The 24494-nt window shown below is 54.0% G+C and carries 21 protein-coding genes; 8 read left to right on the forward strand and 13 right to left on the reverse strand.

The window, feature by feature from the left end:
- The 6 genes from BSZ31_RS16840 to BSZ31_RS04465 all read right to left on the reverse strand — a co-directional run.
- Nucleotides 1-333, reverse strand: a 333-nt coding sequence (locus tag BSZ31_RS16840; protein ID WP_206018547.1) for a hypothetical protein, incomplete at its 3' end; no start/stop codon positions are given.
- On the reverse strand, nucleotides 306-911 hold the full coding sequence (locus BSZ31_RS04445) for an ABC transporter substrate-binding protein (protein ID WP_105027719.1): 606 nt from the start codon (nucleotides 909-911) through the stop codon (nucleotides 306-308). The genes BSZ31_RS16840 and BSZ31_RS04445, both read right to left, overlap by 28 nt.
- A gap of 120 nt (nucleotides 912-1031) precedes the next feature.
- Nucleotides 1032-3749: a response regulator gene (locus tag BSZ31_RS04450; RefSeq protein WP_105027720.1), complete on the reverse strand. Its 2718-nt coding sequence runs from the start codon at nucleotides 3747-3749 to the stop codon at nucleotides 1032-1034.
- On the reverse strand, nucleotides 3746-4204 hold the full coding sequence (locus tag BSZ31_RS04455) for an ABC transporter substrate-binding protein (RefSeq protein WP_146106594.1): 459 nt from the start codon (nucleotides 4202-4204) through the stop codon (nucleotides 3746-3748). The genes BSZ31_RS04450 and BSZ31_RS04455 overlap by 4 nt, the downstream gene beginning before the upstream one ends.
- On the reverse strand, nucleotides 4153-4734 hold the full coding sequence (locus BSZ31_RS04460; RefSeq protein ID WP_146106595.1) for an ABC transporter substrate-binding protein: 582 nt from the start codon (nucleotides 4732-4734) through the stop codon (nucleotides 4153-4155). Before BSZ31_RS04460 ends, BSZ31_RS04455 begins: the two co-directional genes overlap by 52 nt.
- Before the next feature lie 132 nt (nucleotides 4735-4866).
- Entirely contained in the window at nucleotides 4867-7587 is a 2721-nt protein-coding gene (locus BSZ31_RS04465; RefSeq protein WP_105027723.1) for a penicillin acylase family protein, read from the reverse strand.
- A 218-nt stretch (nucleotides 7588-7805) separates the two neighbouring features.
- Here BSZ31_RS04465 and BSZ31_RS04470 point away from each other — a divergent pair, with 218 nt between their 5' ends.
- The 4 genes from BSZ31_RS04470 (at nucleotide 7806) to BSZ31_RS04485 (ending at nucleotide 13185) form a co-directional block, all read left to right on the forward strand.
- Nucleotides 7806-9317, forward strand: coding sequence for a CoA-acylating methylmalonate-semialdehyde dehydrogenase (locus BSZ31_RS04470; protein WP_105027724.1), 1512 nt, complete (start codon nucleotides 7806-7808; stop codon nucleotides 9315-9317).
- A gap of 52 nt (nucleotides 9318-9369) precedes the next feature.
- The gene (locus BSZ31_RS04475; protein ID WP_105027725.1) at nucleotides 9370-11559 is read left to right on the forward strand and encodes a cyclic nucleotide-binding domain-containing protein; all 2190 of its coding nucleotides are present in this window, start codon (nucleotides 9370-9372) and stop codon (nucleotides 11557-11559) included.
- 85 nt (nucleotides 11560-11644) lie between these two features.
- Nucleotides 11645-12370: a triacylglycerol lipase gene (locus BSZ31_RS04480; protein ID WP_105027726.1), complete on the forward strand. Its 726-nt coding sequence runs from the start codon at nucleotides 11645-11647 to the stop codon at nucleotides 12368-12370.
- A 218-nt stretch (nucleotides 12371-12588) separates the two neighbouring features.
- Complete coding sequence (locus BSZ31_RS04485; RefSeq protein WP_146106596.1) at nucleotides 12589-13185, forward strand: CBS domain-containing protein; 597 nt, start codon at nucleotides 12589-12591, stop codon at nucleotides 13183-13185.
- Here BSZ31_RS04485 and BSZ31_RS04490 read toward each other — a convergent pair.
- Nucleotides 13182-14054, reverse strand: a complete 873-nt coding sequence (locus BSZ31_RS04490) for a LysR family transcriptional regulator (protein ID WP_105027728.1) — start codon at nucleotides 14052-14054, stop codon at nucleotides 13182-13184. The genes BSZ31_RS04485 and BSZ31_RS04490 overlap by 4 nt on opposite strands.
- A gap of 138 nt (nucleotides 14055-14192) precedes the next feature.
- Between BSZ31_RS04490 and BSZ31_RS04495 the strand changes: the two genes are divergently transcribed.
- On the forward strand, nucleotides 14193-15191 hold the full coding sequence (locus BSZ31_RS04495; RefSeq protein ID WP_369907283.1) for a TerC family protein: 999 nt from the start codon (nucleotides 14193-14195) through the stop codon (nucleotides 15189-15191).
- 64 nt (nucleotides 15192-15255) lie between these two features.
- On the opposite strand, the gene BSZ31_RS04500 is transcribed toward BSZ31_RS04495, so the two are convergent.
- From BSZ31_RS04500 to BSZ31_RS04510, 3 genes are all read right to left on the reverse strand, one after another.
- Nucleotides 15256-15834, reverse strand: a complete 579-nt coding sequence (locus BSZ31_RS04500) for a YceI family protein (RefSeq protein WP_105027730.1) — start codon at nucleotides 15832-15834, stop codon at nucleotides 15256-15258.
- A gap of 67 nt (nucleotides 15835-15901) precedes the next feature.
- Nucleotides 15902-16459 carry a YceI family protein gene (locus BSZ31_RS04505; protein WP_105027731.1) on the reverse strand — a complete coding sequence of 186 codons (558 nt, stop codon included), beginning with the start codon at nucleotides 16457-16459 and terminating at the stop codon, nucleotides 15902-15904.
- Nucleotides 16460-16505: 46 nt separating this feature from the next.
- On the reverse strand, nucleotides 16506-17054 hold the full coding sequence (locus tag BSZ31_RS04510) for a cytochrome b (protein WP_240605644.1): 549 nt from the start codon (nucleotides 17052-17054) through the stop codon (nucleotides 16506-16508).
- Nucleotides 17055-17289: 235 nt separating this feature from the next.
- On the opposite strand from BSZ31_RS04510, the gene BSZ31_RS04515 reads away from it, so the two are divergent.
- Entirely contained in the window at nucleotides 17290-17841 is a 552-nt protein-coding gene (locus BSZ31_RS04515) for a cytochrome c5 family protein (protein ID WP_105027733.1), read from the forward strand.
- Between the two features lie 49 nt (nucleotides 17842-17890).
- Here the strand turns inward: BSZ31_RS04515 and BSZ31_RS04520 are convergent, their stop codons facing one another.
- Nucleotides 17891-18559 (reverse strand): TetR/AcrR family transcriptional regulator, encoded by a 669-nt coding sequence (locus tag BSZ31_RS04520; protein WP_105027734.1) that lies wholly within the window; start codon nucleotides 18557-18559, stop codon nucleotides 17891-17893.
- 112 nt (nucleotides 18560-18671) lie between these two features.
- Between BSZ31_RS04520 and BSZ31_RS04525 the strand changes: the two genes are divergently transcribed.
- Together BSZ31_RS04525 and BSZ31_RS04530 are read left to right on the forward strand one after the other, a co-directional pair.
- Nucleotides 18672-19568, forward strand: coding sequence for an SDR family oxidoreductase (locus tag BSZ31_RS04525; RefSeq protein ID WP_105027735.1), 897 nt, complete (start codon nucleotides 18672-18674; stop codon nucleotides 19566-19568).
- 72 nt (nucleotides 19569-19640) lie between these two features.
- Nucleotides 19641-20291, forward strand: coding sequence for an NAD(P)H-binding protein (locus BSZ31_RS04530; protein WP_105027736.1), 651 nt, complete (start codon nucleotides 19641-19643; stop codon nucleotides 20289-20291).
- A 31-nt stretch (nucleotides 20292-20322) separates the two neighbouring features.
- On the opposite strand, the gene BSZ31_RS04535 is transcribed toward BSZ31_RS04530, so the two are convergent.
- Together BSZ31_RS04535 and BSZ31_RS04540 are read right to left on the reverse strand one after the other, a co-directional pair.
- The gene (locus BSZ31_RS04535) at nucleotides 20323-22323 is read right to left on the reverse strand and encodes a UvrD-helicase domain-containing protein (RefSeq protein WP_105027737.1); all 2001 of its coding nucleotides are present in this window, start codon (nucleotides 22321-22323) and stop codon (nucleotides 20323-20325) included.
- Nucleotides 22324-22369: 46 nt separating this feature from the next.
- On the reverse strand, nucleotides 22370-24472 hold the full coding sequence (locus BSZ31_RS04540; RefSeq protein WP_240605645.1) for a primosomal protein N': 2103 nt from the start codon (nucleotides 24470-24472) through the stop codon (nucleotides 22370-22372).
- Nucleotides 24473-24494: the final 22 nt, after the last annotated feature.

The following is a 24494-nucleotide window of genomic DNA, read 5'->3' on the forward strand; positions in this document are numbered from 1 at the left end:
TATAAGCACGCTGCTTTGAATATGGCCCTCGCGCCTGGCCCACCTGGCCTGCCCTTGCAAGGTGCTCAGCAACGACTGCTGCAAAGTCATTCGAAAGCTGTACTCATGCCAGCTTTTCTCAATGTGTTCCTGGCTAACAAGCTTTTTTCTCAACAATAGCGCTTGCGCCCGCGAGGGATAATCGCGAATGTAATCCACCGCTTCGCTCAATGCCTTCAAAACGCGATGCACGGCATCGGCCTGCTCGTTTTTGAATTGATTGCGTACGCTGACATTGAAGGTTTGAGTGTACAGGCGCGGCTCATTCACTTGCACGATTTCGCTTCCCCCCATTTGCAGCGCCTGTTCGGCCAAGGCTCCCAAATGGAAAGGGCATCCACACGGCCCTCTATCAGGGCGTTGGGAAGCTCAGAAGCGGCCATAGGCACCTTGATTACTTGCTGGGTATCTACACCCTTGAACAGTAAAAAAGTATCCAGGTAATAGTGTGAGGACGACTTGGGCACATAGCCAATTTTTTTGCCAGCCAGGTTCAAGCGACCCTCACTGAACAAATTATGTGACACCAGAAATTTCAAATCATCTTTGTTGGTGACCAGGGTGGCCAACACCGAGACCGGTTTCTTCTCGTAGGCTGCAAACATTACCGGCAATTCAGATGAACTGGCAAGGTCAGCTTTCCCCAGCCCCAACGCTTCAATGCATTCTTGCCCACTGCTGCACCCAATCAGCTCAGGCTTCACTTGGTATTTTTCGAAGAATTTTCGTTCTGCCGCTACATAAAATGGCAGTGACATGGGCGAAGGAGGTACGGCAATACGTACCACATTGGCAGCATCTGCGCTTTGGGCAGCCAAAAGCAAGGCCAGCAGCAGGGAGTAAATCCATGTGCTGAACTGAAACTGTTTCATGCTTGCCCTCCGTTCGATTTAACAACTTGATGTTGCATCGATTAGAGCAGCTATCATGCGTGGATAAAGGTGGTTTCAACCCTTTACTTTGTCACTTTGCAAAGTTTCACAATTTAACATTCAATGCGTGTGTGTCTTCAGCTTCAGATGCGTGCCCCAGCGTTTTACTGCATCCAGCACCTTGTCAATTTGCAGGGGCTTTACCAGCACTTCATCCATGCCTGCGACCAAAGCCATTTGATGGTCAGCCTCCATCACACCGGCGGTTAAAGCCAGTATGGGTAAATGCCGCAAACCCAACTGGTCGCGAATGTACTGACAGGTTTGCATTCCGTCCATGTCGGGCATTTGCACATCCATCAAACACACATCCACATCGTTGTGGTTTGGCTCGCTTAGAACTTGAATCGCGGCCTGCCCCGATTCGGCAAGAATCACTCTGGCACCATGAGTTTCCAGAATTTTTTTAAGAATCATCAAATTCAGTTTGTGATCGTCCACAGCCAACACGGTCAGGCCAGCAAGAAAAACCAATTCGTTTTGATTCCACAAACGATTGACTGAATTGGCCTTGCCCGATGCGTTGCCGGTGACCTCCAGCAACACATTTTTCAAGGCCGAGAATGAAATCGGTTTCATCAACACCGCATCGAGTTGTCCCGTCGACAACGGATCTTGCAGTTGTTCCACTTCCTTGGGCCGCACCATCAGCGCAACCTTGGTAGCCGCCGAACCATGCGCAGCTTTCAGCTTGTTGGCCAGTTCCAGCCCGCTGGTATCACTTAACTGGTTATTTACCACGAACAATCGTGGCCGCTGACCACTGGGCAGGCTCAAGGCCTGTTCCGGGTTCACTAAACTTTGTGGAGCCACACCGGTCCATTCGATCATTTGGGCCACGCTGTCGAGTTGGGTTTTGAAACTGTCGACCACCACCACATCGTATGCAAACTCGCTGGCAACAGGCACCGTATTGGCCTGAGAATCCAGGTTCAACATCAGGGAAAATGCAAACAAGCTGCCTTGCCCTGGTGCACTCACCGCCGAGATGGTGCCCCCCATCAACTCCACCAGTTTCTGGCTTAAGGCCAAACCAATGCCTGTGCCACCAAAACGTCGCGAGATCGACGAATCCGCCTGTGAAAATGACTGGAACAAACGTTTCATGGCACCAGCGTCCATGCCCAAACCCGTGTCTTGAATGATAAAGCGCAACACGCAATGGTGAGTGTCCAGCTGATCCAGGGTAACTCCCACTTTGACATAACCGTTTTCGGTGAACTTAATGGCATTTCCCGCCAAATTCACCAGCACCTGGCGAAGCTTGGTCTCATCCCCCACCAGCTGGTCGGGCACATTGGGGGCTACAGACACCACAAATTCAATCGGTTTGTCGGCCACTGCGCCAGTCATTAAATCAGCCAGCGAATCCATCAAGTGGCGGGCTGAGAAGGGTCGCTTTTCTAGCTCCATGGCACCAGCTTCAATTTTGGACACGTCCAGCACACCGCTAACCAAATCGATCAGGCCGCGCCCCGCGTTCTCGAGTTTCTCGACAAACTCCAGTTGCGATGAATCCAGCTTGCTTTGCTTCAAAATGTAAGCCAGCCCAACCACCGCATTCAGCGGCGTGCGAATTTCATGGCTGATATTGGACAGAAATTCTCCCTTGGCCTTGCTGGCCGACTCGGCCACTTCTTTGGCTCGTCGAATTTCTTCCTCAACACAGCGACGCTCGGTGATGTTTTGAAAGGCCCCCCGAATCATCCAGGGTTTGCGCTTGGTGCCTTCACCTTGCCAAATCAATTCACCAAACACATGCACCCAAATCAAGTTGCCCTTGTAGGTGCGCAACTGCAATTCCATGTTCACATCACTGCCGGTGCGGGCGGCGTCATCCAACGCTTTGGAAAGCTTCGCGGCGGATTCCTCGGGATAAAGTGCAATGGCTTCTTCCAGGGTGGGTTGGCGCGTGAAATCGGCTTCGACAATTGCGTAGGTCTGTTTCGACCAGCTCAATGCATGTGTATTGATGTCGAGCGTCCAGGCACCTACACCGCACATTCGCCCAGCCACCTCCAACAAATGTGTGGTCGACGTGACGTCGGCCAGTTTGTTGTTCAACTCCAAAGCCAATGAATCAAGCGCAGCAGCCACGTCGCCAAGTTCATCGCCTTCCGGCAAATTGCAACGCGCATTCAAATTACCCGCACGCATGGCATTGGCCACACTTTCAATTTGGGCCAGCGGCCTGACCACGCGGTAGCGAATCAAGAGCAAAAGCAAAAATGAATTGGCAGTGAACAACACAGCAAAAATAGACAAAATATTTCTGCGCTTCTGGGTCAGGTTTTCCTGCTTTTCAAATGCAGCGTCGGAAATTTTATAGCTCAGTTCTGCAAGCTGTTCGGCCTCAGAAATCAAACGGTCGGTTAACACTCCATTGCGCCGCTCTTCCAGAGAAATTTCTGCCGAGCCAGGCATGTGCGCGAAACCACTGAACAAGGCTGCAAAATCATTCAGACGTTCTTGCAGCCGGGTGGAAGTTTCTCCGCTGTCATCCGAGAAATGAAGATGTTCGAGTTCCTCGGCAATGGATTGATGCACCACCCACCACTGGCGAATATTGGTCTCGGTCATGTATTCCGATGCGGTGTGCGTTAGCACCAGCATGCGAGTCGACAAGCGGGAAATTTTGCGCGCAGCAACGCTTTGCTCCAGCACGTCATTGCGTTGCTGGTTAATGGAAACGACTGTGGCTGTTGCCACCAGGACAAGGCCAATTAGCAAAACCAAGGCGATGAATACGCCTTGTTTAAGTCGCAACAAAGGTTTCATGGGTACACAAAATCAACGGCGTTGGGTTTTATTTTTCGCAATAGACTGGAATCAATGAAATTCAAAAACTCGGGTTCGGCCAAGGCTGAGCCAACATGCCCTTCACGTCGAGCCCATCGGGCCTGACCCTGCACTGTGGTCAACAAGGACTGCTGCAAGGTCAGCTCGAACTGGTAGGTGGACCAGGCTGCTTTCACCGTTTCAAGATCAATACCCACATCACGTGCCAGTATTCGTTTGGCCTCGTCGGGATTCTTCTTGATAAATTGAATTGCCTCATCCAGCGCGCCTAACACGGCAATCGATTTGCGGGTTTGTGCCAAGCGGTATTCGTTGCTAACCAGCAGGTTGAAGGTTTGGCTGTACAGTTTGGGCGTATCAATTACCGCAACATCTGCGCCGCCTAGCTCCAGTGCAATATGCCCCCAGGGTTCCCACACTGAAATTGCATCCACTTCACCCCGCTTGAGGGCACCGGGCAGTGCATCAGCCCCATGGCCACAGGCACCGTTGTTTTGGGATCAATGCCGTTGTAAAGCAAAAACAAATCCATGTAATAGTGCGACGACGCTTTTTCTACGTAACCAATTCGTTTGCCCACCAAACCCTTGGTACCGCTATTCACAGCGGTTTTTCGAGCTACAAATTTCATGTCGTCTTTGTTGGTATTGAACGTGGTCAACAGGCTGATTGGCTTGCCTTGAAATACCGCAAACATGAATGGCAGTTCCGAAGAAGTGGCCATGTCGACCCGCCCCTCCGTCAGTTCCTTCACACATCGATTGCCGCCCAGGCATTCAATCAGCACAGGTTCAACCTTGTGCTTTGCAAACAGGTTCTTTTCCTTGGCTACAAAAAATGGCAAGGACAAAGGCGACTTGGACACCGCAATGCGTGGCTCATTGGCCCACCCCAAGGAAGACAAGCCCATGAATGCACAAAACAGGACCGAGGAAAAACGTGCAAGACGCAGACGACTGAACATGAGGGCCTGAAACTGGAGTGTTAACTCGCCCACATTGCGCGTTTTGCAAACAGACAATCGAATAAAAAGGGGGCTTTCGCCCCCTTATATTGTTACTTTACAATTATTATCAATTTAACATTTATAACATACTCAGTTTGACGCCCTTTGCTGGCGTAACACCTTGGTTTGACCCACTTTCGCTGCCTGAATTTGAGCATCGGTGTAAGGCAAACGAGCCCAGTTTTTCTGGGAATACGCCTTGGTGTAATCGTCAAAGTGTGGGTTGGCCGGGTCAGTCGACAATGAATAAGTCAACATCGCGTCAGCCTGTGGTTTGCCATTCGCATCCCAGGTTACAGCCTGAATGTAGCTGTTGCCGTAGGTGACTTTGTACCCTTCCGAATTCAGCCGGCTGGGTTCTGTACTCACAATCGTGAATGCGCCTTCCGGGCTGGTGCCACCGAAAATTGGCGTGGCACTGGCCTGTACTCCAGATTTTTGAATATTGCCCAAAGGCTCGTCCAGCGCAAAACCAGCGGCCTGTACCGCCAAAATTGCATCGGCCAAAGCAGCTGCGGTAAACGGATTGGCAATGTTCAATGTGTTGGGTGTGTTCACCGGGTCAACCGCATTGAAGCCATTGGCCCACAAATTGGTTGGCAATGACAATGGCACTGGCACATCAAACGGCAAATGCAGTTGGGGCACGCCCACGGGCAAGCCACCAGGGTTGGCAATCGCCCGGCTCCAAAACTCACGCCACAAGTGTGCACCTTTGCTATCCAGGTTGGCTTTGCCATCCCACGCACCCAAAGCGGCACAAGCGTCCGCGGTTTGCACTGGCATCAGGCTGGTACTCAACAACACAGGTACTTGGCACAGCGCATCCACCACCGATTGCTTGGCCAAAGTAGCGGAATAAATTTCGCTGTTCAGCGCAATGTCTTTCAGGTTGTCTTGCGTAAAACGGTTGCCGGGCAGGCCATCAGCCCCGCCCAAACGGCGTTCCGCTTGCAGGGTGCACAAGCGGGTGCGCAAGGTACGCTCCGCATTTTCATCACCAATAATCCGGTTAAAACCAGTCAGCGGCTGACGTGGGTTGCTCAGCCAGTGGCTGTCGTTGCAGTTGGTTACATAATCGTCACGCTGAAGCGTGGGCAAGTTACCCGGGCCAAAAATGCCGGGCGCGGGTGCATCGGGGTCACTACCCCACTCGCAGGCTTCGCGTGAGCCATTGAGCACAGGTAAACCTGGTGACAACTGACCCACCACCGTGTTGAAAGGTTCTGCTGCACAATCGGCAATTTTTTCATCGGTCACATGCGGCACCACAGTCACGTCACCATAGTAAGCAGGCTTGCCCGGGCCACTGGCCACGGTGTTTACCCAAGGCACACCCAGTTCACTACCGTGCAAGCCGATAAACTCTTCCAGGGATTTGGCAAGGTTCCACTTGGCAAACTGGTTGATTAGTCGGTCATTCTCCAGGTTTGCATCGCGAAGCGTAAACGCCATCAACTGGTTCCAGCCCAGCACCGGCACTCCGCTGGCCTCCAGCACCAACATCGGCCCATAATGACTGCGATACATGGTGCGCTGCATTTTCGTAATGCTGCCATCGGCCTGCTTCACCTCAATTTCAGTGGGCAGGGCGATCATGTCGCGCATCTCACCCTCGTACATGTACTGAGTGGGGTTGGCCGGGTTGATTTGCAACTGGTAAAGCGTAAATCGGAAAGCCGTGGAAACCGTGTGGCTCCAGGCTACGTGCTCGTTAAAACCAATCAACACCGCGGGCACGCCATAAAGGCCCACACCCATGATGTCCATGGCCTTTTCGCCATTCAGTTCAAGAATATTGTGGCTTAGGTACAAACGCTCTGTACCCTTCCATGGAAAGTGGGGGTTGCCGTACACCAGCGACTGGCCATTGGCGGTTGCGTCTTTGCCAAACGCGTACATATTGCTACCGAAGTGATCCTTGTTCTGCATGGCAGTGAAAGGGTTCGGGTTCGCCTTCAGCAAAGCCACTTGCTCGGCAACGCCGGGGGTTTTGGCTTTTTTACCCGCACTGGCTACAGGCAACGCAGGGGCTCCACCGCCCGCAGGCAAACCGGGCAACACACCCGGTGGCTGTGCATTGCCAATTTCAGTCACAAACACCGAGCTGCTGGCCAACACAGCCAGGCGCACAAAGCGGCGGTACATGTCATCCGTGGTAATTGGAGCCAGCCATTCAGCATCAGCACAAGCGGCATGCGCGGGCACCTTGCTGCCATCGGGCTGTTCATACTCATGCTCGCCTGCTTTCAATTCTGTAATGTAGCGGTTCACGCCATCGGCATAACCGGCCACTACGTTCTGAAAATCGGGAATGGTCTTGTCGCGGGTGCGCTGCCAGGCATTGCGGGTAATTCCATCATCGCCTTCTTCTTCAAAGGCAAAAAGGCTTTTCCAGAAGAAGTCGCTGGCCACGTTGTTGGCCGTCGAGCCATTGGGCTCAATGGTGTAGGTGCCGTCGGGGCCAAAGAAGCGTGAACGCTCGCCTCGAATGGTCAACAGGTCCTCAAGAAATACGCAGAGGTTGTCTTGCGCAAAGGCGTAACCCTGCCCATAACCCAAGCTGCCGTAATCCTTGGCACGAATGTGCGGCACACCGTAAGTGGTGCGGGTAATGCTCACATCGTATTTCAGGTTAGGATTCTCGTTGGGATTGGTTCGCCCATCGGTGCCAGCAATGTCGTTGTTGCTGCTGCCCAGACAACCCACCAACATCAACAGGGCAGCACTGGCTGCGCCCACCTGTAGACCACGCCGCAACGCGGCCTTGTTCGTCAAGCCTGTAATCACTGCTGTCTCCTCTGCTTTCATTCTGGGCCCACCTTAGTGACAGGCCTTATGTCAGTAATACCTCCGACAATTACAATTGGATTAAAAATCAGGGCTTTACTGACAGGCTTCAGTAAATTGCCAGTGCATGGTGCGCTCATCGAAAATTTCCGGAAGCTTGGTGTTAGCACCGATTCAACCCACCCCGTGCTTGCGCGACAATGTGAGTCTTTCCGAAGCAAACAAGCAGGCCCAGATACATGCAACCCTACAAAAACGATCAAACTGTCGCCCACTTCATCAACGGCAATTCCGTGAGCGTGGCTGGCAGCAAAACAGCCAATGTATTCAACCCGTCGCTGGGCAGGGTCGCCCGCCAGGTTGAGCTGGCCGATATAGCCACCGTAAACAAAGCCGTGGAAGCCGCCAAAGCCGCATTGCCAGCGTGGGCCAACAAGCCGCCGCTTCAGCGCGTGCGTATCATGAACAAATTTTTGGCCTTGATGAACCAGCACCGCGACGAACTGGCCGCCATCATCACGGCCGAGCACGGCAAGGTGTTTACCGATGCGCAGGGCGAAGTCAGCCGGGGCATCGACATCATTGAGTTTGCCTGCGGCATTCCGCAATTGCTCAAGGGCGACTACACCGAACAGGTTTCAACCAACATCGACAACTGGACCCTGCGCCAGCCTGTGGGCGTGGTGGCCGGCATTACCCCGTTCAACTTCCCCTGCATGGTGCCGTGCTGGATGTTCCCCGTGGCGATTGCCTGCGGCAACACCTTCATTCTGAAACCCAGCGAACGCGACCCCAGCGCTGGCAACTTCATGGCCAGGCTACTGAAAGAAGCCGGCCTGCCCGATGGTGTATTCAACGTGGTACACGGCGACAAACTGGCTGTGGAAACCCTGCTGAATCACCCCGATGTGGCCGCACTCAGCTTTGTAGGCTCCACCCCCATTGCCAAATTCATCTACGAAACAGGTGCCCGCAACGGCAAACGCGTGCAAGCCCTGGGCGGCGCGAAAAACCATCTGTTGGTGATGCCCGATGCAGATCTGGACCAGGTCACTGACGCACTCATCGGTGCCGCCTACGGCAGCGCGGGTGAACGTTGCATGGCCATTTCCGTGGCTGTGATGGTGGGCGATGTGGGCGACAAGCTGATCCCCAAACTGGCCGCCCGCCTGAAAATATTGAAGGTAACAGACGGCATGGATTTGTCAGCTGAGATGGGGCCGATCGTGACCGCCGAGGCATTGAAGCGCATTGAGGACTACGTCCAAATTGGCGTGGACGAAGGCGCCACACTGGTGGTGGATGGTCGCGGCCAAAAACCAGCCGGTTTCGAAACTGGCTTTTACACCGGCGGCACTTTGTTCGACAACGTCAAGCCCAACATGCGAATTTACCTTGAAGAAATTTTCGGGCCAGTGCTCAGCTGCGTGCGCGTGGCCAACTTTGCAGAAGGCCTGGATTTGATCAACAGCCATCAATACGGCAACGGCGTAAGCTGCTACACCCGCGACGGCAATGTGGCCCGCGAATTTGGCCGCCTGGTGCAAGTGGGCATGGTAGGCATCAACGTGCCCATTCCTGTGCCAATGGCATGGCACGGCTTCGGCGGCTGGAAGGCAAGCCTGTTCGGCGACATGCATGCGTACGGCGAAGAAGGAGTTCGCTTCTACACCCGCCAGAAATCCATCATGCAGCGCTGGCCAGACAGCATCGAGAAAGGTGCTGAATTCGTCATGCCCACCTCGAAATAAAGCAATTCGCGTAGACTAAGTCCAACTCAACTTCGGCTGCGCGAACTCTTCCTTGAACACCGAATTCAAAGCGGGCGCACTGGTCGCATTCGGTGGATACGCTCAGGCAATTGTGTATGGTATGTTGGCCTTTGCCCCATTGGGTCAGGCCGGTCTGGCATATGGCATTTACGCAGGTTTGGCCAGCGCATTTCTGGGCGGCTTGCTGGGCGCTTTGTTTGGTAGAGCGCCTGTTCAATTCGGTGGACCACGTTCTTCAACCGCACTGATTGTCGCTGGTTCCTTGCTCGGTTTTCTGCAAATTACCAGCAACCACTCAGAGCTCATGCTGTTGTTGATGCTTGAAATTGCACTCGCGGGCCTGTTGATCGCACTGGCCCAACAACAGGGTGTAGGCACGTTGATGCAGTTTTTGCCAGCCCCGGTGCTCATTGGCATGAACACCACACTGGGTCTTTTCTCAGCCTACAAATTGCTGCCCGCCATGCTGGGCTTTGCTGTGTACACCACCGCCCTGCAAGCCGCCAGCACCCCTGCCTTGTTTTCACCCATGGCGCTCAGTGTGTCGGCAATTACAGTTGCCGTGCTGCTGTACTTCCGCGCCATACGCCCCAACCCTCTTGGCCTGGTGTACGGCCTGGCCTGCGGCTTTGCGCTGCACGGCGTGCTGCTTTGGGCATGGCCCGGCACATTGCCCGTGCAAACTGTAGCCGCCATGCCCAACCACCCATTGTGGCAAAACCTGGATACAACCAGCCTTGTGGGCAGCGTTCAACAGGTGTCTGCCTTGTTGCTGGGTACACCTGGCCTGCTGCTTCAGGTGTTGGTGGGTGCGGCGGTGCTGGCCTTGCTGGTGGTGCTGGAAAGCATGCAATCGTTGTTGCAAGTCGACCAAACGCTCGGCACCCGGCACAACACCCGCCGAGAATTGAACACCCTGGCACTGGCCAATGTTCTGTGCGGCCTGGCCTTGGCGCTGCCCAGCTCAAACTACTTTTCCAGAAGCAACGCTGCCTTGGGTGTGGGTGCCCAGCACCGCCAAAGCGAAGCCTGGTACGTGGGCCTGCTGGGCCTGCTTTTGCTGCTCACCTGGCCAATTCTGGCTCAGCTGCCCCTGCACATTCTTGCCACTGCGGTGGCAGTCAGCTCCCTGTTTCTGATTCAAGACAACACACTGGACTTGATCAGGCGTTTCGCAGCGCGCAGCACACGCCGCAAAATGGCACCCACAGAACGCTTCACCGTGTGGGTGGTGCTCAGCATGGTATTTGTCACCGGGATCAGCAATTTGCTCATCGGCACCTTGGTCGGCGTGCTGTTTGTGGCAGCTTACTTTCTGCAACAACAATCCGGCAGTGGTCTGCGCAGCATTGAATCCAAGCCCGCGGCGCGTTCACGCAGCATGCGCCCGCGCGCCCACCGCCAACAACTCGACGCCGCCTTTGAACACTTGGCCTGGGTACGCTTTGAGGGCAATCTGTTTTTTGGCAATGCCCCTGCCATTGCAATACGACTACAAGACGAATTGGCACCGGCGCAATCCGCTGTGCTCGATTTCACCCACCTGCGCTACATTGACGACACCGCCTGCGACTGCCTTGAGCGGCTTTTCAAACAAGGGTTGCCACGCACCCAAACCGTGGCCGTACTGCCCACACACGAACAAGCCATGGGCGGTGAACCCCTGTTGCGCAGTTGCCTTGCGCGTCTGGGGATTGCCACACAAGGCCACATTGACGACGCCTTTTGGCACATTGAAAACCTGTTGCTGGGTCAAATCGCTTTCGACAATATGGCATGCAGCGCCGATAGCACCCTTGAAAACAGCCACCTGTGCGATCACATGAGCCCTGCACAAAAAAAGGCCTTTTGTGCACACTGGTTAACCACGACCCTGCCCGCAGGCCAAGCCCTGTTCACCGAAGGCGCTGAGCCTTGCGGCTTGTATGTGTTGCGGCAAGGGCAATTGAGTGCGTGGCACCACACCGGCCACAGCAATGAAAGATTGATGCGGTTTTGCCCCGGCAGCATGGTTGGCGAAATGGCACTGATTGACCGCAAACCGCGTTCAGCCACAGTGCGCGCAGACACCGACTGCACACTGCTATTTCTGCCCATTGCACAATTTGACCAGTTGCAGGAATACCAGCCCGAATTAAGCCAGATTCTTCAGAACAACCTCGCCCGCGAACTGGCCCTGCGCATTCGCCTGGCCAACCAAAGCCTAGCGCTGCTGCAATAAACCGTGCACCACTAGAGGAATTCCTCTTTGTGTACAGCCCCGCCTTGCCGTATTTTCTCGGGTGTGCACAACCTTGTAACACCCCATGAACAAAGCAGAATTCCAGAAACGTTACGGCAATTCAATTGGCAAACCCAAACTCAGCCTGTTATTGGGCGAGGCCAAAACACCATTCGAAGCCGCCAAGCTGGCCGTGGGCTGGCGTTTTCTTGCCCGCAAGAATGTAGGCCAGGGCCAAACCGTGTTGTTGCTTCCGGGCTTTGGTGCCAGTTCCAGCAGCATGACCTTCATCAAACGCTACCTGGATTCACTGGGCTACAAGGCCGTGCACTGGTCTGCCGGTTTCAATCACGGTGAAGTGGGCAAACTGCTTCCACAGGTAATTGGCGACATCAAGGAACATTCCGAGCAAGCCCAAGCCCCGATCAAACTACTGGGCTGGAGTCTGGGTGGCTACCTGGCTCGCGAGGCGGCACGTGAGGTGCAACAAAACGTGAGCCGCATCGTCACCATCGGCAGTCCGGTCATTGGCGGGCCAAAATACACGGCAGTCAAAGCGCTTTATGACATTCGTGGGCTGGATGTGGAATCCATTGAAAACAGCACGCTGAAACGGTTCGAGCATCCAATTGTTTGCCCCATCGTCGCGCTGTACTGCAAGAAAGACTCCATCGTAAGTTGGCAAGCCTGTATCGACCGTTTCAGCCCCAATGTTGAGCACATCGAAATCGACACCCCCCACCTGGCCATGGGCGTCAGCAAAGAAGTCATGAACCTGCTGCCTTATGCCTTGGGTACACCGCTGAAATAGACGGGTATTCACCTGTGTCCTCCGGGCTTTTACTGACTTGAAACTTTTTGCCAGCAGCGTAGACTAAATTTCTAGTGGACGGTGCTCGCACTGCCACGACACAAGGCAACAAACCCTTGTGCCTGTCCCCCCTTTTGCATGCAGTCCGTCCTGCAAATTCGCCCGCCGGCCCCAAGTCGGCGGATGCATCAAGACTGTGTGTCAAAAAGGGTTTCAACATGATCAGACAACACTACCAAGCACTCGAACACATCAGCGCTGGCGCCACTGACACCATTACGGTCAGCGACCCCAGTCGCCCTTTGAAGCTGACAGCCGATTCGCCAGCCTTCGACGCCATGACAGACCTTCGGCGTGTACACCCCGTGAGCATTTCGGGCTCTGAAACACTTGAGCAAGCCCGCACCACCATGATTGTGTGCGGCGTCAAACTGCTGTTCGTTCGCAATGAACAAGGTCATCTTCAAGGCCTGCTCACCGCCAACGACCTGGCCGGCGAGCGCGCAATCAAGGAAGCTTCATCGAGCAACCGCAATGTGCCCGAGCTAACCGTGAATGATGTGATGGTGAAACTGCCCGACCTGGAGTTTCTGGAGTTTGGCGCAGTGTCGCGCGCCGAGGTAGGCCATATTATTGCCACACTGCGTGAACACAACCGGCAACACGCGCTGGTGGTGGACAACCGCTCCGGCAAAATGCGCGTGGTGGGCCTGTTCTCTTCGACACAAATTGCGCGGCAAATGGGTATCCCAGTGATGGACCCAGTGAAGGCCAGCACCTTCGCGGAAATTGAAGCAGCAGTGGCCGCAGCCTAGGCTTTCAACAATTCGACCACCAAAGGGTGGTCGATTCCCTTCACATTCCACACGCCATGAATTTCCTCGTGCAAATCAGGGCATTGCCCCAGCAGACGCAAACCGCTTAAGGTACCCGCGTCGTACACACCCAAACGGCTCACTGGAAACACACCCAGGCCACGGGCTGCAAACACCGACATCAAGGCACTGTCTTCAAATTCGCCCACCACATGGGGCACAATTCCCTGCTGCTCAAACCAGTAATTCAAGTCTATCCGCAAGCGGGAATGTCCAGTGGGCAGTAACACCGGCAATTCAGCCAGGCATTGTGGAAAATTGTTCACACTGCTTTTTTTCACCCACCTCGAAGCGCCGAACCAATCCACCGTGGTTGTATTCAGCACCCGGCTTTGCATGCGCAAGTTGGGGTTGGCTGGCGGGGGCTGCCCGGCAAACACAAAATCAAGGTGGTGCAAAGCCAACTCCGCCAGCAACTGCTCAGGTTCGCCTTCATGGCAAGTCAGGTGCAGGTCTTCCGTATCCAACACAGGCTTCAACAAGGCATGCACCGCCAGTTTCGAGATGCCATCGCACAAACCCACCCTGAAACGCTTCACCGGTTTGCTGGCCACCGCCCGTACTAACTCCGGCAGGCTTTGGCCCAGTTGAAAAATTTCCTCGGCTTTGGCAAAGGCCACCTGCCCGGCTTCAGTCAATGCCACGCCACGCCCATCCGGCTTTAGCAACTGATGCCCCAAGTCTTTTTCAAGTTCGCGCACCTGCGCGCTGATGGTTTGAATGGCCATGTCCATTCGCTCGGCAGCACGTGCAAAACCACCTTCTTTGGCGACCATCCAGAAGTAATGCAAGTGGCGGTAGTTCATCATCTGCGGCACCTCAACAATTTAACTGCGCAAAAACCGAAGTAATAGTTCATTAAATACTGGTTTTTTCGAAACCACAACTGGTACACCATGGCGCCGTGTTCAATTCAACCCTCATGGAGTATCAAAGTGGACGTTTTAATGGAATTCATGCACACCGATTTTCTCGGCACAGCCGCATGGATTTGGCTGTTGTTTGTCGGTATTGTGGTTGCGCTGCTCGCCTTCGACCTCGGCGTGCTGCACAAAGATGACCACGAAATCGGGGTCAAGGAAAGTTTGCTGCTCTCGGGCGGTTACATCACTGCAGCCTGTCTGTTCGGTGCCTGGGTGTGGTGGTACCTGGGTTCTGAGAGCGGTATGAACTACTTCACCGGTTTCGCGATTGAAAAATCACTGTCGATGGACAACGTGTTTGTCATCGCCATGATCTTCTCGTTCTTCGCCATTCCCCGCCAGTATCAGCACCGCGTGTTGTTCTGGGGTATTTTGGGTGTGATCGTGTTGCGCGCCATCATGATTGGCCTGGGTGCCGCACTGGTAAAAGAATTCAGCTGGGTGCTTTACCTGTTCGGTGCCTTCCTGGTGATCACCGGTATCAAAATGTGGTTCATGGCGGACAGCAAACCCGACATCGAGAACAACCCGATCCTGAAGTTTTTGCGCAAACGCATGCGTGTCACCGAAGGCCTGCGCGGCAATGCTTTTGTGGTGAACGAACCCGACCCAAAAACCGGCAAAGTGGTGCGTTTTGCAACCCCCCTGTTGTTGGCCTTGGTATTGATCGAGTTTGTGGACCTGATTTTCGCGGTTGATTCCGTGCCCGCAATTTTTGCGATCACCACCGACCCGTTCATTGTGTACACCAGCAATATTTTTGCGATCCTGGGTTTGCGTGCCCTGTACTTTGCACTGGCCGCAATGATCCATCGCTTCCACTACCTGAAGTACGCCTTGGCAATGGTACTGGTGTTCATTGGCAGCAAAATTTTCCTGGTGAACTTCATCGGCAAATTCCCCCCTGCCTTCTCGCTCAGCGTAACCTTGGGCCTGATCGCCGGTGGTGTGTTGTTCTCGCTGTGGAAAACACGCGGCGACAACAAGCCTGAAAAACTGGAACACGCCACAGAAAGCAAGTAAAGTTCGCGGCAAATAAAAAGGCCGGTGATTGTAAAGTCACCGGCCTTTTTTATTACCTCATCATTTACTTGGGTTGCTTCACAGCTTCAATGGTGATCAGCACTTTCACCTCCGGGAAAAATCCGCGGTCCACGGCGTAACCGAGATCAAAATCCGTGCGCTTGAATTCAGCCACCGCATCCGCACCGCACACCTCGGCTTTTTTCATGGGGTGCATAATGCACTTGAAAGTGTTGATCTTCAAAGGCACAGGCTTGGTAATCCCCTTCAAGGTCAAATCGCCCAGCACTTCAACAGGCTTGTCACCCTCAAAGCGCATTTTGCTGGCTTTGTAGGTAATCGTGGGGTGGGCTTCCACATCAAACATGTCCACGTCTTTGGCGTGCTCGTTCATCTTGCCATGGCCAAAATCAAGGCTGGCCGCATCAATTTCAATGTCCACGGTGCCGGTTTTCTTCGCACGGTCCAAAGTCACCATGCCCTTGGTTTTTTCAAACTGGCCACGCCACAACGAAAGCCCACCCATGTGGTCCGCCTCAAATGACGGGAAAGTGTGGCTTGGATCGATGATGTAAGTGTCCACCGCCGCATTGGCTGCGCCCAAAGCACCGAACATACCCAGTGCAAGCGCACCGCCCAACATTGTTTTTGATACTTGCTTAAACATCCCTAACTCCTTGTTGTTGCTGTATATATCATGGCGTGCCTGCTCACTTGGCAGGCATCACCAATTTAAAATCGATCACCACTTCATCGGCCACAAGGCTGGTGTCGCCCCACTCGCCATCGGCGCCCACTTTGTACTCCAGGCGCTTGATCTGGGCTTTGCCGGTGAACGTGTGCTTGCCACCCGCTGTCTGAACTTTTACCGGAAACTTCAATGGTTTTTTGATGCCTCGAATGGTCAAATCGCCGGTGGCCTGCAAATTGTTGCCACTGCCGGTTACACCAGTAATCACAAAGGTGGCCTTGGGGTGATTTTTTGAATCAAACCAGTCTTTCCCCGCAACCTCTTTGTTGTACTCGGGGTCGCCCAGATCATAACTGGCGGTGTCTACGCCAAGGGTGGCTTTGGTGTCAGCTGGCTTGGCTGGGTCATACTGCACGTCGCCTGTAAATTTCTTGAAATTGCCACTCACTGGCACATTGAACTGTTTGAATGTGGCCTTGACTTCACTTTGTGTTACATCAATTGGCGCGGCCAGGGCGGACATGCTACAAACTGAGAATGCCAGGCCTGTCAACGCCTTGGCGAATGAGTAATTCATATGAATCCTGCGGGGCTTTAAAACAATCTGCAATTGATCGAAAAAATTAGTCGGCTCGCATTCCGGGGATCATGCGGCCTAAAATACCGTCGCGGTCCAGAACGTGATGCTTCAAGGCCATCAACACATGGCCCACCACCAACAAGACCAAGCCTTTGCCTGAAAGTTCATGCAAGGTTTTAAACAACTCTTTCAATTCCGCATTTTTTTCAATCAGCACCGGCAGCTCGATTACACCAAACCACACCACCGGATAACCCGAGGCCAAACTGTACAGGTAGCCAAACACCGGCACACCCAACATGAACAGGTACAAGGCCAAATGCCCCAATTTGGCCAGCAGCACCGTGTTGTGCCCCCAATGTGCCGGGTATTTGGGGGTTTTCGACAACATTCGAACCACCATGCGCAACAACACCAAGGCAAACAAGGTAACGCCCAGCCACTTGTGCCAGTTGAACAATTTCAACTTGAACGGCGTAATGCCGGGAATGTCCACCATGTACAAACCCATGCCAAATGCCGTCAAAATGCCCACCGCCATCAACCAGTGAATAACCACCATGGGCAAACCATAACGATGGTTTTCGCTCAATGCACTCTTCAAAATCTCATCCCTCTGCAGTACAGGCTTGCATTTTCAGCAATAAATATTTGGGTTTAAAGCATTTTTCAAGATACAATTTACAGTTGTTTTGATGCTGCGTACATGCCGCAAGGCCTAAACATCAATCGGGCACGTCCACAGGCGCGTCCATCGGCGTTTGTCAGCCAGTATTGTGCAGCCCTAATAATTACGTTTCAACCAGCGCTTTCAATCAGGACGTCGTATGAGCGATTCAAACGAACACGAACTTCTAATCAAGACACCCAAGCAACTTATCTATGCAGTGGTTGCCGCGTTTGTCATTCCGATTTTCGTCATTATTTTGCTGGCTTATTACGTCAGCAGCAGCGAAAAGCCAGCCGCTGGCAGCAATGCGTTTTCAGAAGAATCCATCGCCGCGCGCCTGGCACCAGTGGGCACCGTTGACTTTGTGGATGCCAACGCACCGAAAGTATTGAAAACTGGCGAACAGGTGTATGCGGCAGCTTGTGCGGCCTGCCACACTGCGGGTGCAGCCGGTGCGCCAAAAACAGGTGATCAAGGTCAATGGTCAGCCCGCCTGAGCAAAGGCTTTGACACACTCTGGCAAAACGCAGTGAATGGCATTGGCGCCATGCCAGCCAAAGGCGGCAATTCTGACCTTGACGACATCGAAGTGGCTCGCGCGGTGGCCTACATGGGCAAACAAGTGGGCGCCGATTTCGTGGCACCCGAGCCAGCTGCACCTGCTGCCGAAGCACCGGCCGCTGAGCAAGCTGCCGAGGCCGCCAAGTAAATTGGGGGGAACCACCCTAGTCTCAAAAAACGCCACCAGGCGGGTTTTTTTATTCTGTCAGCAGCATGCCCACGCCACGAAATATCAGCATGGCGTTTTCCACCACATCTTCTACAGGTTTTTTGCAGCCGTCCAAGCTCCAACGGGCAGCCATGTAAAGCACGGACCCCACCAGGCCCGAGGCCAACAAAGTGGAATCCAGGCCTTTCACTGCGCCGTCCTTTCTCTGTTCAATCAGGGGTTTGGCCAGTGTTTCCAGCATTTCCACAAAGCTGTACAAAGTTTTCAAGCTCAATTCTTCCAAGTGCCGGTTTACCGTCAACACCTCGACCAACAAAATTCGGGCGGCCTGCGGACTTTCCTTGAACTGGCTGAAAAACACGGTCAAACCTGTGCGGGTGGCCTGCTCCAGGTTGTCGTCTTCCATACCCAACAACACCTTCTGCAACTTCTCGCGCAAGGTGTCGGTAATGTGCAGGTAGCAGGCGGTGAACAAAGCCTCTGCATTGCTGAAACTTTCGTAAAAGTATCGCTCAGTCAGCCCGGCCTCCTGGCACAAGCCTTTCACCGTGGCAGCGTGATAACCGGTCGAGCCGAACACCTTGATGCCGGCTTCAATCAACTTGAGCCGTCGCTCGGCCTTGCGGGTCTCATTGGACACCCCACGGTAACGACGCCCTGCGGCTTTGGCAATTTGCTCCGGTGCTTTCGCATTCATAATTGGAAGATATACTCAAAAAATAGGCATTGACAGTATGCAGGCCCAACATTAAATTGACAACCACGATTGTCAAATTACAGCTACAACACAGCACATTGGAGACCGACACATGAAATCATTCAACGGCAAGGTTGCCGCAATCACAGGCGCAGCCTCAGGCATGGGCCGCACTCTGGCACTTCAACTGGCCAAAGAAGGCTGCCACGTGTCCATCTCCGATGTTGACACCAAAGGCCTGGCCGAAACCGTGAAACTGGTCAAAGCCGCGGCACCCAATGTCAAGGTCACCAGCCAGCAACTGGACGTGTCCAACCGTGAGGCGATGTACGCCTGGGCCGACCAAACCGCAAAAGACCATGGCAAAGTGAACCTGATTTTCAACAATGCCGGCGTGGCCTATGCAACCCCGGTTGAACACATCGACTACGACAAGTTTGAATGGATCATGGGCATCAACTTCTGGGGCGTAGTGTACGGCACCAAGGCATTCTTGCCACACCTGAAAGCATCGGGCGAAGGACATATCATCAACACCAGCAGCCTGTTTGGCCTGTGTGCACAGCCTACCCAAAGCACCTACAACTCCACCAAATTTGCTGTGCGCGGTTTCACGGAAAGCCTGCGCCAGGAACTGGACATGATGAACTGCGGCGTGTCTGCCACCAGCGTACACCCTGGCGGCATTAAAACAGCAATTGCCCGCAAAAGCGTTGCCTCCCCTGAAATTGAAGAGTTCACAGGTGCTGACTCTGAACAGGGCAAGGAATTCTTCGAGAAGTTCTTCATTACCAGCGCAGAAAAGGCAGCCGACATTATTTTGAAGGCCGTGAAGGGCAATAAGCGCCGCGTGCTGGTTGGCCCAGACGCAGTCGCAATGGACGCAATGGTGCGTACCCTGCCGGAAACCTATCAGGCCATTATCGTGGGTCAAATGAAGAAAATGCGTGACAAGCAAATTGCCCGCAAAAAACGCAAAGCCGCAGAAAAGCAAACACAGAGCGCCTGACCAAGCCTTTGGACTTTGACAGCGAAACGCGGTTAGTCTTAGGACTGCCGCGTTTTTTATTGAGGACTTGATTTGAGTTCAACGAACGACCAAAAAACCTTGTTGCTGATCGGCGCCACCGGCGTTGTGGGTCATCATGTCTTGGCACAAGCCCTGGCGCATCCGCAAGTGGGCAAAGTGGTGGCGCTGACGCGCAAACCCCTGACACCTCACCCGAAGTTGCTCAACCAGTTAATCGACTTCAATGCGATTCCCGAAGAGGCGCCTTGGTGGCAAGCCGACGCGGTCATCTGCACCCTGGGCACCACCATCAAGGTGGCAAAAACAGCCGAACAGTTCCGCTTTGTCGATTACACACTGGTGGCTCAGTTTGCGGCACTCGCGGCACAGCATTCAGTGCCTTGCTTCGTGCTCAATTCGGCCATGATGGCGAACGCCAAAGCGAAAGGTCTGTACTTGCGCACCAAAGGCGAGGCTGAACAAGCTGTTAAAAATTCCGGCATTCCGAGCGTGATCATTGCACGCCCTGGTTTGCTCGATGGCCAGCGCGAAGAGTTTCGGCTTGGCGAAGAAATCGGCTTGGTGGCCAGCCGTTTGTTCAACCCGCTTTTACCCAAGCGTTTGCGCAGCGTAAAGGTTGAAAAACTGGCGCGCATCATGTTGCAAGAGGCATTGAAAGCCGAACCCGGTGTGAAAGTTCTGGAGTCAGAAAACTTTCAGTAAGCAGATTTCGTAGAACGGCCTAAAATTGCCATCAGGTTCCCACTTTGGTGAGCATGCCTTTCAACGCACTTAAGCGGTCTTTTGGGCTCATTTTGGGCGTGTCGTCGGGCAGGTCTTTGTCGGTTTCCAGCTGAAGTTCTTTGATGAACCGCGATGGAAAACAGCTCACCAACTCACGCGCTTTCTTGCGCTTCCTGCACCAGGTAATGTTCAGGCTACGTTGCGCACGGGTGACACCCACGTACATCAGGCGGCGTTCTTCTTCCAGCCTGTCATCGGTCAGCTCGCGCCCTTCCCCGTCGCCAAAACTTGGCAAAATACTTTCCTCACAACCAATCAAAAATACATGCGGAAACTCCAGCCCCTTGGCGGCGTGCAGCGTGCTTAGCTGCACAGCATCAGGCCGGGTGCCGTCGTCTTGCCGATCCAGCATGGTCATCAACGCCACCTTCTGGGTCAGGTCCAGCAGGGTTGAACCTTCCTCCTCGCCTTTGTCGCCCATCCACTTCACAAAGTCGAGTACGTTTTGCCACTTGGCTTGTGCACCGCGCTCGTCTTGCTGCTCGTAAAGCCACTCCTCGTACTTGATGGTGCTCAACAATTCATTGAGCAAATCACGCGCAGGTTCTCGTTGTGCCCGGTATTCCAGTTTGTTGATGAACGTACCGAAAGTGCGAAGCGCATCGACCATACCTGCATTCAAGTGGCTTTCAGCACCGGTTTCAAACAGTGCTTCAAACAATGAAACACCACGCGTTCCAGCGTAAGTGCCCAAAGCCTCGAGTGTTTTCTGGCCAATGCCACGCTTGGGCGTGGTCACAGCGCGAATGAATGCCGGGTCATCGTCCTGATTCACGAGCAGGCGCAGATAGGCAATCACATCCTTGATTTCAGCGCGTTCAAAAAAACTTTGCCCGCCGCTCAAAATGTACGGAATTTTCTGGCGGCGCAAAGCCTGCTCCAGAATACGCGCCTGAAAGTTGCTGCGGTACAAAATAGCGTAGTCACCGTACTTGGCTCGCCGCTCGAACCGGTGACCGCTCAGCATCATGGCCACTTGCTCAGCCTCATGTTCATCATCGGCCATGGGGCTGATCACAATCGGCTCACCCGGACCATGGTCGCTCCACAACGTTTTTGGAAACAGTTTGGGGTTGTTCTCGATCAAACGGTTGGCGGCTTGCAAAATTCGCAAGGTCGACCGGTAATTCTGCTCCAGCTTGATCACCTTCAACTGCGGGTAATCTTCAGTCAACTGGCGCAGGTTTTCAATGGTGGCGCCCCGCCAGGCATAAATGGCCTGGTCATCATCACCCACCGCAGTGAACATGGCGCGTGGCCCTGCAATCAAGCGCAACAAATCGTACTGGCAAGCATTGGTGTCTTGCACCTCATCCACCAGCAAATAACGCAAACGGTTTTGCCACCGGCTGCGCACTTCTTCGTTGCTGGCCAAGAGGCGGGTGGGCTTTAAAATCAAGTCATCAAAATCCACAGCCTGGTAAGCCGCCAAGGTGGCCTCGTAGCTTTTGTACAGGCGTGCAATATCACCTTCTTCTTCGGTAGTGGCCTGCGCCAAAGCAGCGTCTGGATCCACAAGGCCGTTTTTCCACAGTGAAATGACACTTTGCGCCTTGCGTATCAACTGCTTGTCGGTGGTGCTGTACAGCTGTTGTACCAAACCGTAAGTATCGGTCGCGTCCAGAATCGAGAAACGTGCCTTCAGCCCGGCATGCTTGTGTTCTTCCCGCAAAATTCGAATGCCCAGGCTGTGAAAGGTACACACCAACAGGCCTTTGCCTTCATTGCCATGCAACAGCTTGGCCGCGCGCTCCTCCATTTCCTTGGCGGCTTTGTTGGTGAAGGTAACCGCTGCAATATTCTTGGCGCTCACGCCTTTGTTTTGAATCAGGTGCGCAATTTTTTGGGTGATCACCCGTGTTTTACCCGAGCCCGCACCCGCCAGTACCAGGCAGGGGCCGTCGACATAATTCACAGCTTCGCTTTGGGCTTTGTTCAGGCCAACAGACATACAGGGGGGAAACTCCAGGGGAAGGCATTACTGTACCAGAGGGCACTTACAAATCGACCGGGTCCACTTCCAAAAACCAGCGCACACTGCCGGGCAGCTCGTGCAATTGCGCCAGCCACTGGGTTAAAAACCGGTGAAGCGCAGGTCTCGATTCGCTTTCAATCAGCATTTGCGCCCGCTCGATACCGCCTACCCGAACCACAGTCAACGGCACCGGGTCGCACATAAAAACAGGGCTGTCTGCATCCACCAAAGGTTCACCCAGCTCCCTCGCCGTGCTTAAAAACTGAAGGCAGTTGGCCAGCTTTTTGTGGTCGGCCCGAATGGTGGCCTGGTGGGAAAACGGCGGCATGCGTGCATCCTTGCGGGCCTGCATTTCGTGACTGGCAAAGCTTTCGTAATTGTGTGCTTTCAATGCATCGAACAAGGGGTGCTGGGGGTAACGGGTTTGCACCACCATGCGGGCATCGCCTGCGCGGCGCCCCGCCCGGCCGGCCACTTGCATCAACTGGGCGAACAGACGTTCAGGGGCACGGTAGGCATGCGAATACAGCGAGGCATCCACATTCAAGGCCAACACCAGGGCCACATTGGCAAAATCGTGGCCCTTGGCAATCATCTGTGTGCCCACCAATACATCGGCCTCTCCACTGTGCGCCTGTTGTAGCAACGCTTCCATTTGCCCTTTGTTGCGGGTGCTGTCGGCGTCAATTCTCAAAATATTTGCAGTGGGCAACAAGCCGGCCAGTGTTTCCTCAATGCGCTGGGTTCCGCGGCCAAACCCGGTCAAGTCCTGATTGCCACAGGTGGGGCAATGCGTGGGCACCCGCTGGCCAGCGCCGCAATGGTGGCAACGCAGCATGCGTTCATTCTTGTGCCACACCATATGAGCTGTGCAATGGTCGCAATTGGCCACCCAACCACAGGCATTGCACACCATTTGTGGCGCATACCCCCGGCGGTTCAAAAACACAATGCTTTGTTTGCCGGCCTCGAAGTTTTGCACCAGCGCCTGCATGGCTGGCTCGCTCAATCCTTCTTTGGCCGGAAAGTTGGCCGTGTTGATCAGTTCCACTTTTGGCAAACTGGCACCCAGCACCGCCCGGTTTTTCAAACACAAGCGCTTGTACGCCCCAAGGTCGGCCTTCAACCAGCTTTCCAGGGCAGGGGTGGCCGAGCCCAGTACAATCGGCACCTCGCGCTGTTTGGCCAGCATCAGCGCCAAATCGCGGGCATGGTAACGCATGCCGTCTTGCTGCTTGTATGAAGGGTCGTGTTCTTCGTCCACCACAATCATGCCAAGCCGGGGCAGTGGGGTCAGCACGCCCAGGCGTGTGGCAATAATCACATCGGCAGCGCCCGTAGCAGCCTCGAACCAGGCCTTGGTTCGGGTCAGTTCGGCCAGGTTGCTGTGCATTACCACAACCCTGTGCGGGGCCAGGCGTTCTTTGTACAAAGCCTGTGCTGCAGGGGTCAGGTTAATTTCTGGCAGCAGCACCAGCACCTGCTCACCTTGCTTTAAGCGCTCTTCCACCGTGTGCAGGTACACCTCGGTTTTGCCACTGCCAGTTACTCCATAGAGCAGAAAGGGGTTAAAACCTTTGGCGTTGGCCAGCTGCGCCACAGCGTCCAGTTGCTCGGCATTCAGCTCCGGCTTTTCAAGTTTGTCGATTTTGGTTTTGTTGGCTTTGACACTGGTGTCCGGATCGGTACGCTCTGCCAGCAACTTCATGGCATGTTCTCGGGATTTGGCCACCATCACCGGCTCCTCTCCACGGGCATTCAGAACCCGCAAGGCCTTGGGCAAGGCCTCAAGCGCGATCATGCCCAAAGGATGGTGGTAGTACTTGGCGGCAAATTCAATCAAGGCCTGCCACTGGGCGCTCAGGCATTCACCTTGGTCCAACACCGAGTGCACGGGTTTGATGTTCTCGGCCAATTGCTGATCAGGAGCAACACCCTGAACCAGACCAATTCGATGCTGACGCCCCCACGGCACAATGACACGCATTCCAAATCGGGGCATGTGTTCACTGTGCCATTGGTAAGTGAAAGCTTTGGGAAGCGGTGCAGCAACCAACACATTCACCAGCAAAGTATGTCCCTTGATCGGGTTAGATGACGTGTTTTTGTTTGGGTCTGTCTTCACAGCTTACTTTAAGTTCATGGAC

Origin of the sequence: Limnobacter sp. SAORIC-690, assembly GCF_002954425.1 — a bacterium.
GTDB classification, from domain to species: domain Bacteria; phylum Pseudomonadota; class Gammaproteobacteria; order Burkholderiales; family Burkholderiaceae_B; genus Limnobacter; species Limnobacter profundi.

Excerpts from the sequence above, each read along its gene's own strand:
- BSZ31_RS04505 (WP_105027731.1), bottom strand. The coding sequence starts at position 16,459 with ATGAATTACTCATTCGCCAAGGCGTTGACAGGCCTGGCATTCTCAGTT.
- BSZ31_RS04515 (WP_105027733.1), top strand. The coding sequence starts at position 17,290 with ATGAGCGATTCAAACGAACACGAACTTCTAATCAAGACACCCAAGCAA.
- BSZ31_RS04495 (WP_369907283.1), top strand. The coding sequence starts at position 14,193 with ATGGAATTCATGCACACCGATTTTCTCGGCACAGCCGCATGGATTTGG.
- BSZ31_RS04470 (WP_105027724.1), top strand. The coding sequence starts at position 7,806 with ATGCAACCCTACAAAAACGATCAAACTGTCGCCCACTTCATCAACGGC.
- BSZ31_RS04445 (WP_105027719.1), bottom strand. The coding sequence starts at position 911 with ATGAAACAGTTTCAGTTCAGCACATGGATTTACTCCCTGCTGCTGGCC.
- BSZ31_RS04450 (WP_105027720.1), bottom strand. The coding sequence starts at position 3,749 with ATGAAACCTTTGTTGCGACTTAAACAAGGCGTATTCATCGCCTTGGTT.
- BSZ31_RS04535 (WP_105027737.1), bottom strand. The coding sequence starts at position 22,323 with ATGTCTGTTGGCCTGAACAAAGCCCAAAGCGAAGCTGTGAATTATGTC.
- BSZ31_RS04525 (WP_105027735.1), top strand. The coding sequence starts at position 18,672 with ATGAAATCATTCAACGGCAAGGTTGCCGCAATCACAGGCGCAGCCTCA.
- BSZ31_RS04480 (WP_105027726.1), top strand. The coding sequence starts at position 11,645 with ATGAACAAAGCAGAATTCCAGAAACGTTACGGCAATTCAATTGGCAAA.
- BSZ31_RS04520 (WP_105027734.1), bottom strand. The coding sequence starts at position 18,559 with ATGAATGCGAAAGCACCGGAGCAAATTGCCAAAGCCGCAGGGCGTCGT.
- BSZ31_RS04485 (WP_146106596.1), top strand. The coding sequence starts at position 12,589 with ATGATCAGACAACACTACCAAGCACTCGAACACATCAGCGCTGGCGCC.
- BSZ31_RS04500 (WP_105027730.1), bottom strand. The coding sequence starts at position 15,834 with ATGTTGGGCGGTGCGCTTGCACTGGGTATGTTCGGTGCTTTGGGCGCA.
- BSZ31_RS04465 (WP_105027723.1), bottom strand. The coding sequence starts at position 7,587 with ATGAAAGCAGAGGAGACAGCAGTGATTACAGGCTTGACGAACAAGGCC.
- BSZ31_RS04460 (WP_146106595.1), bottom strand. The coding sequence starts at position 4,734 with ATGTTCAGTCGTCTGCGTCTTGCACGTTTTTCCTCGGTCCTGTTTTGT.
- BSZ31_RS04490 (WP_105027728.1), bottom strand. The coding sequence starts at position 14,054 with ATGATGAACTACCGCCACTTGCATTACTTCTGGATGGTCGCCAAAGAA.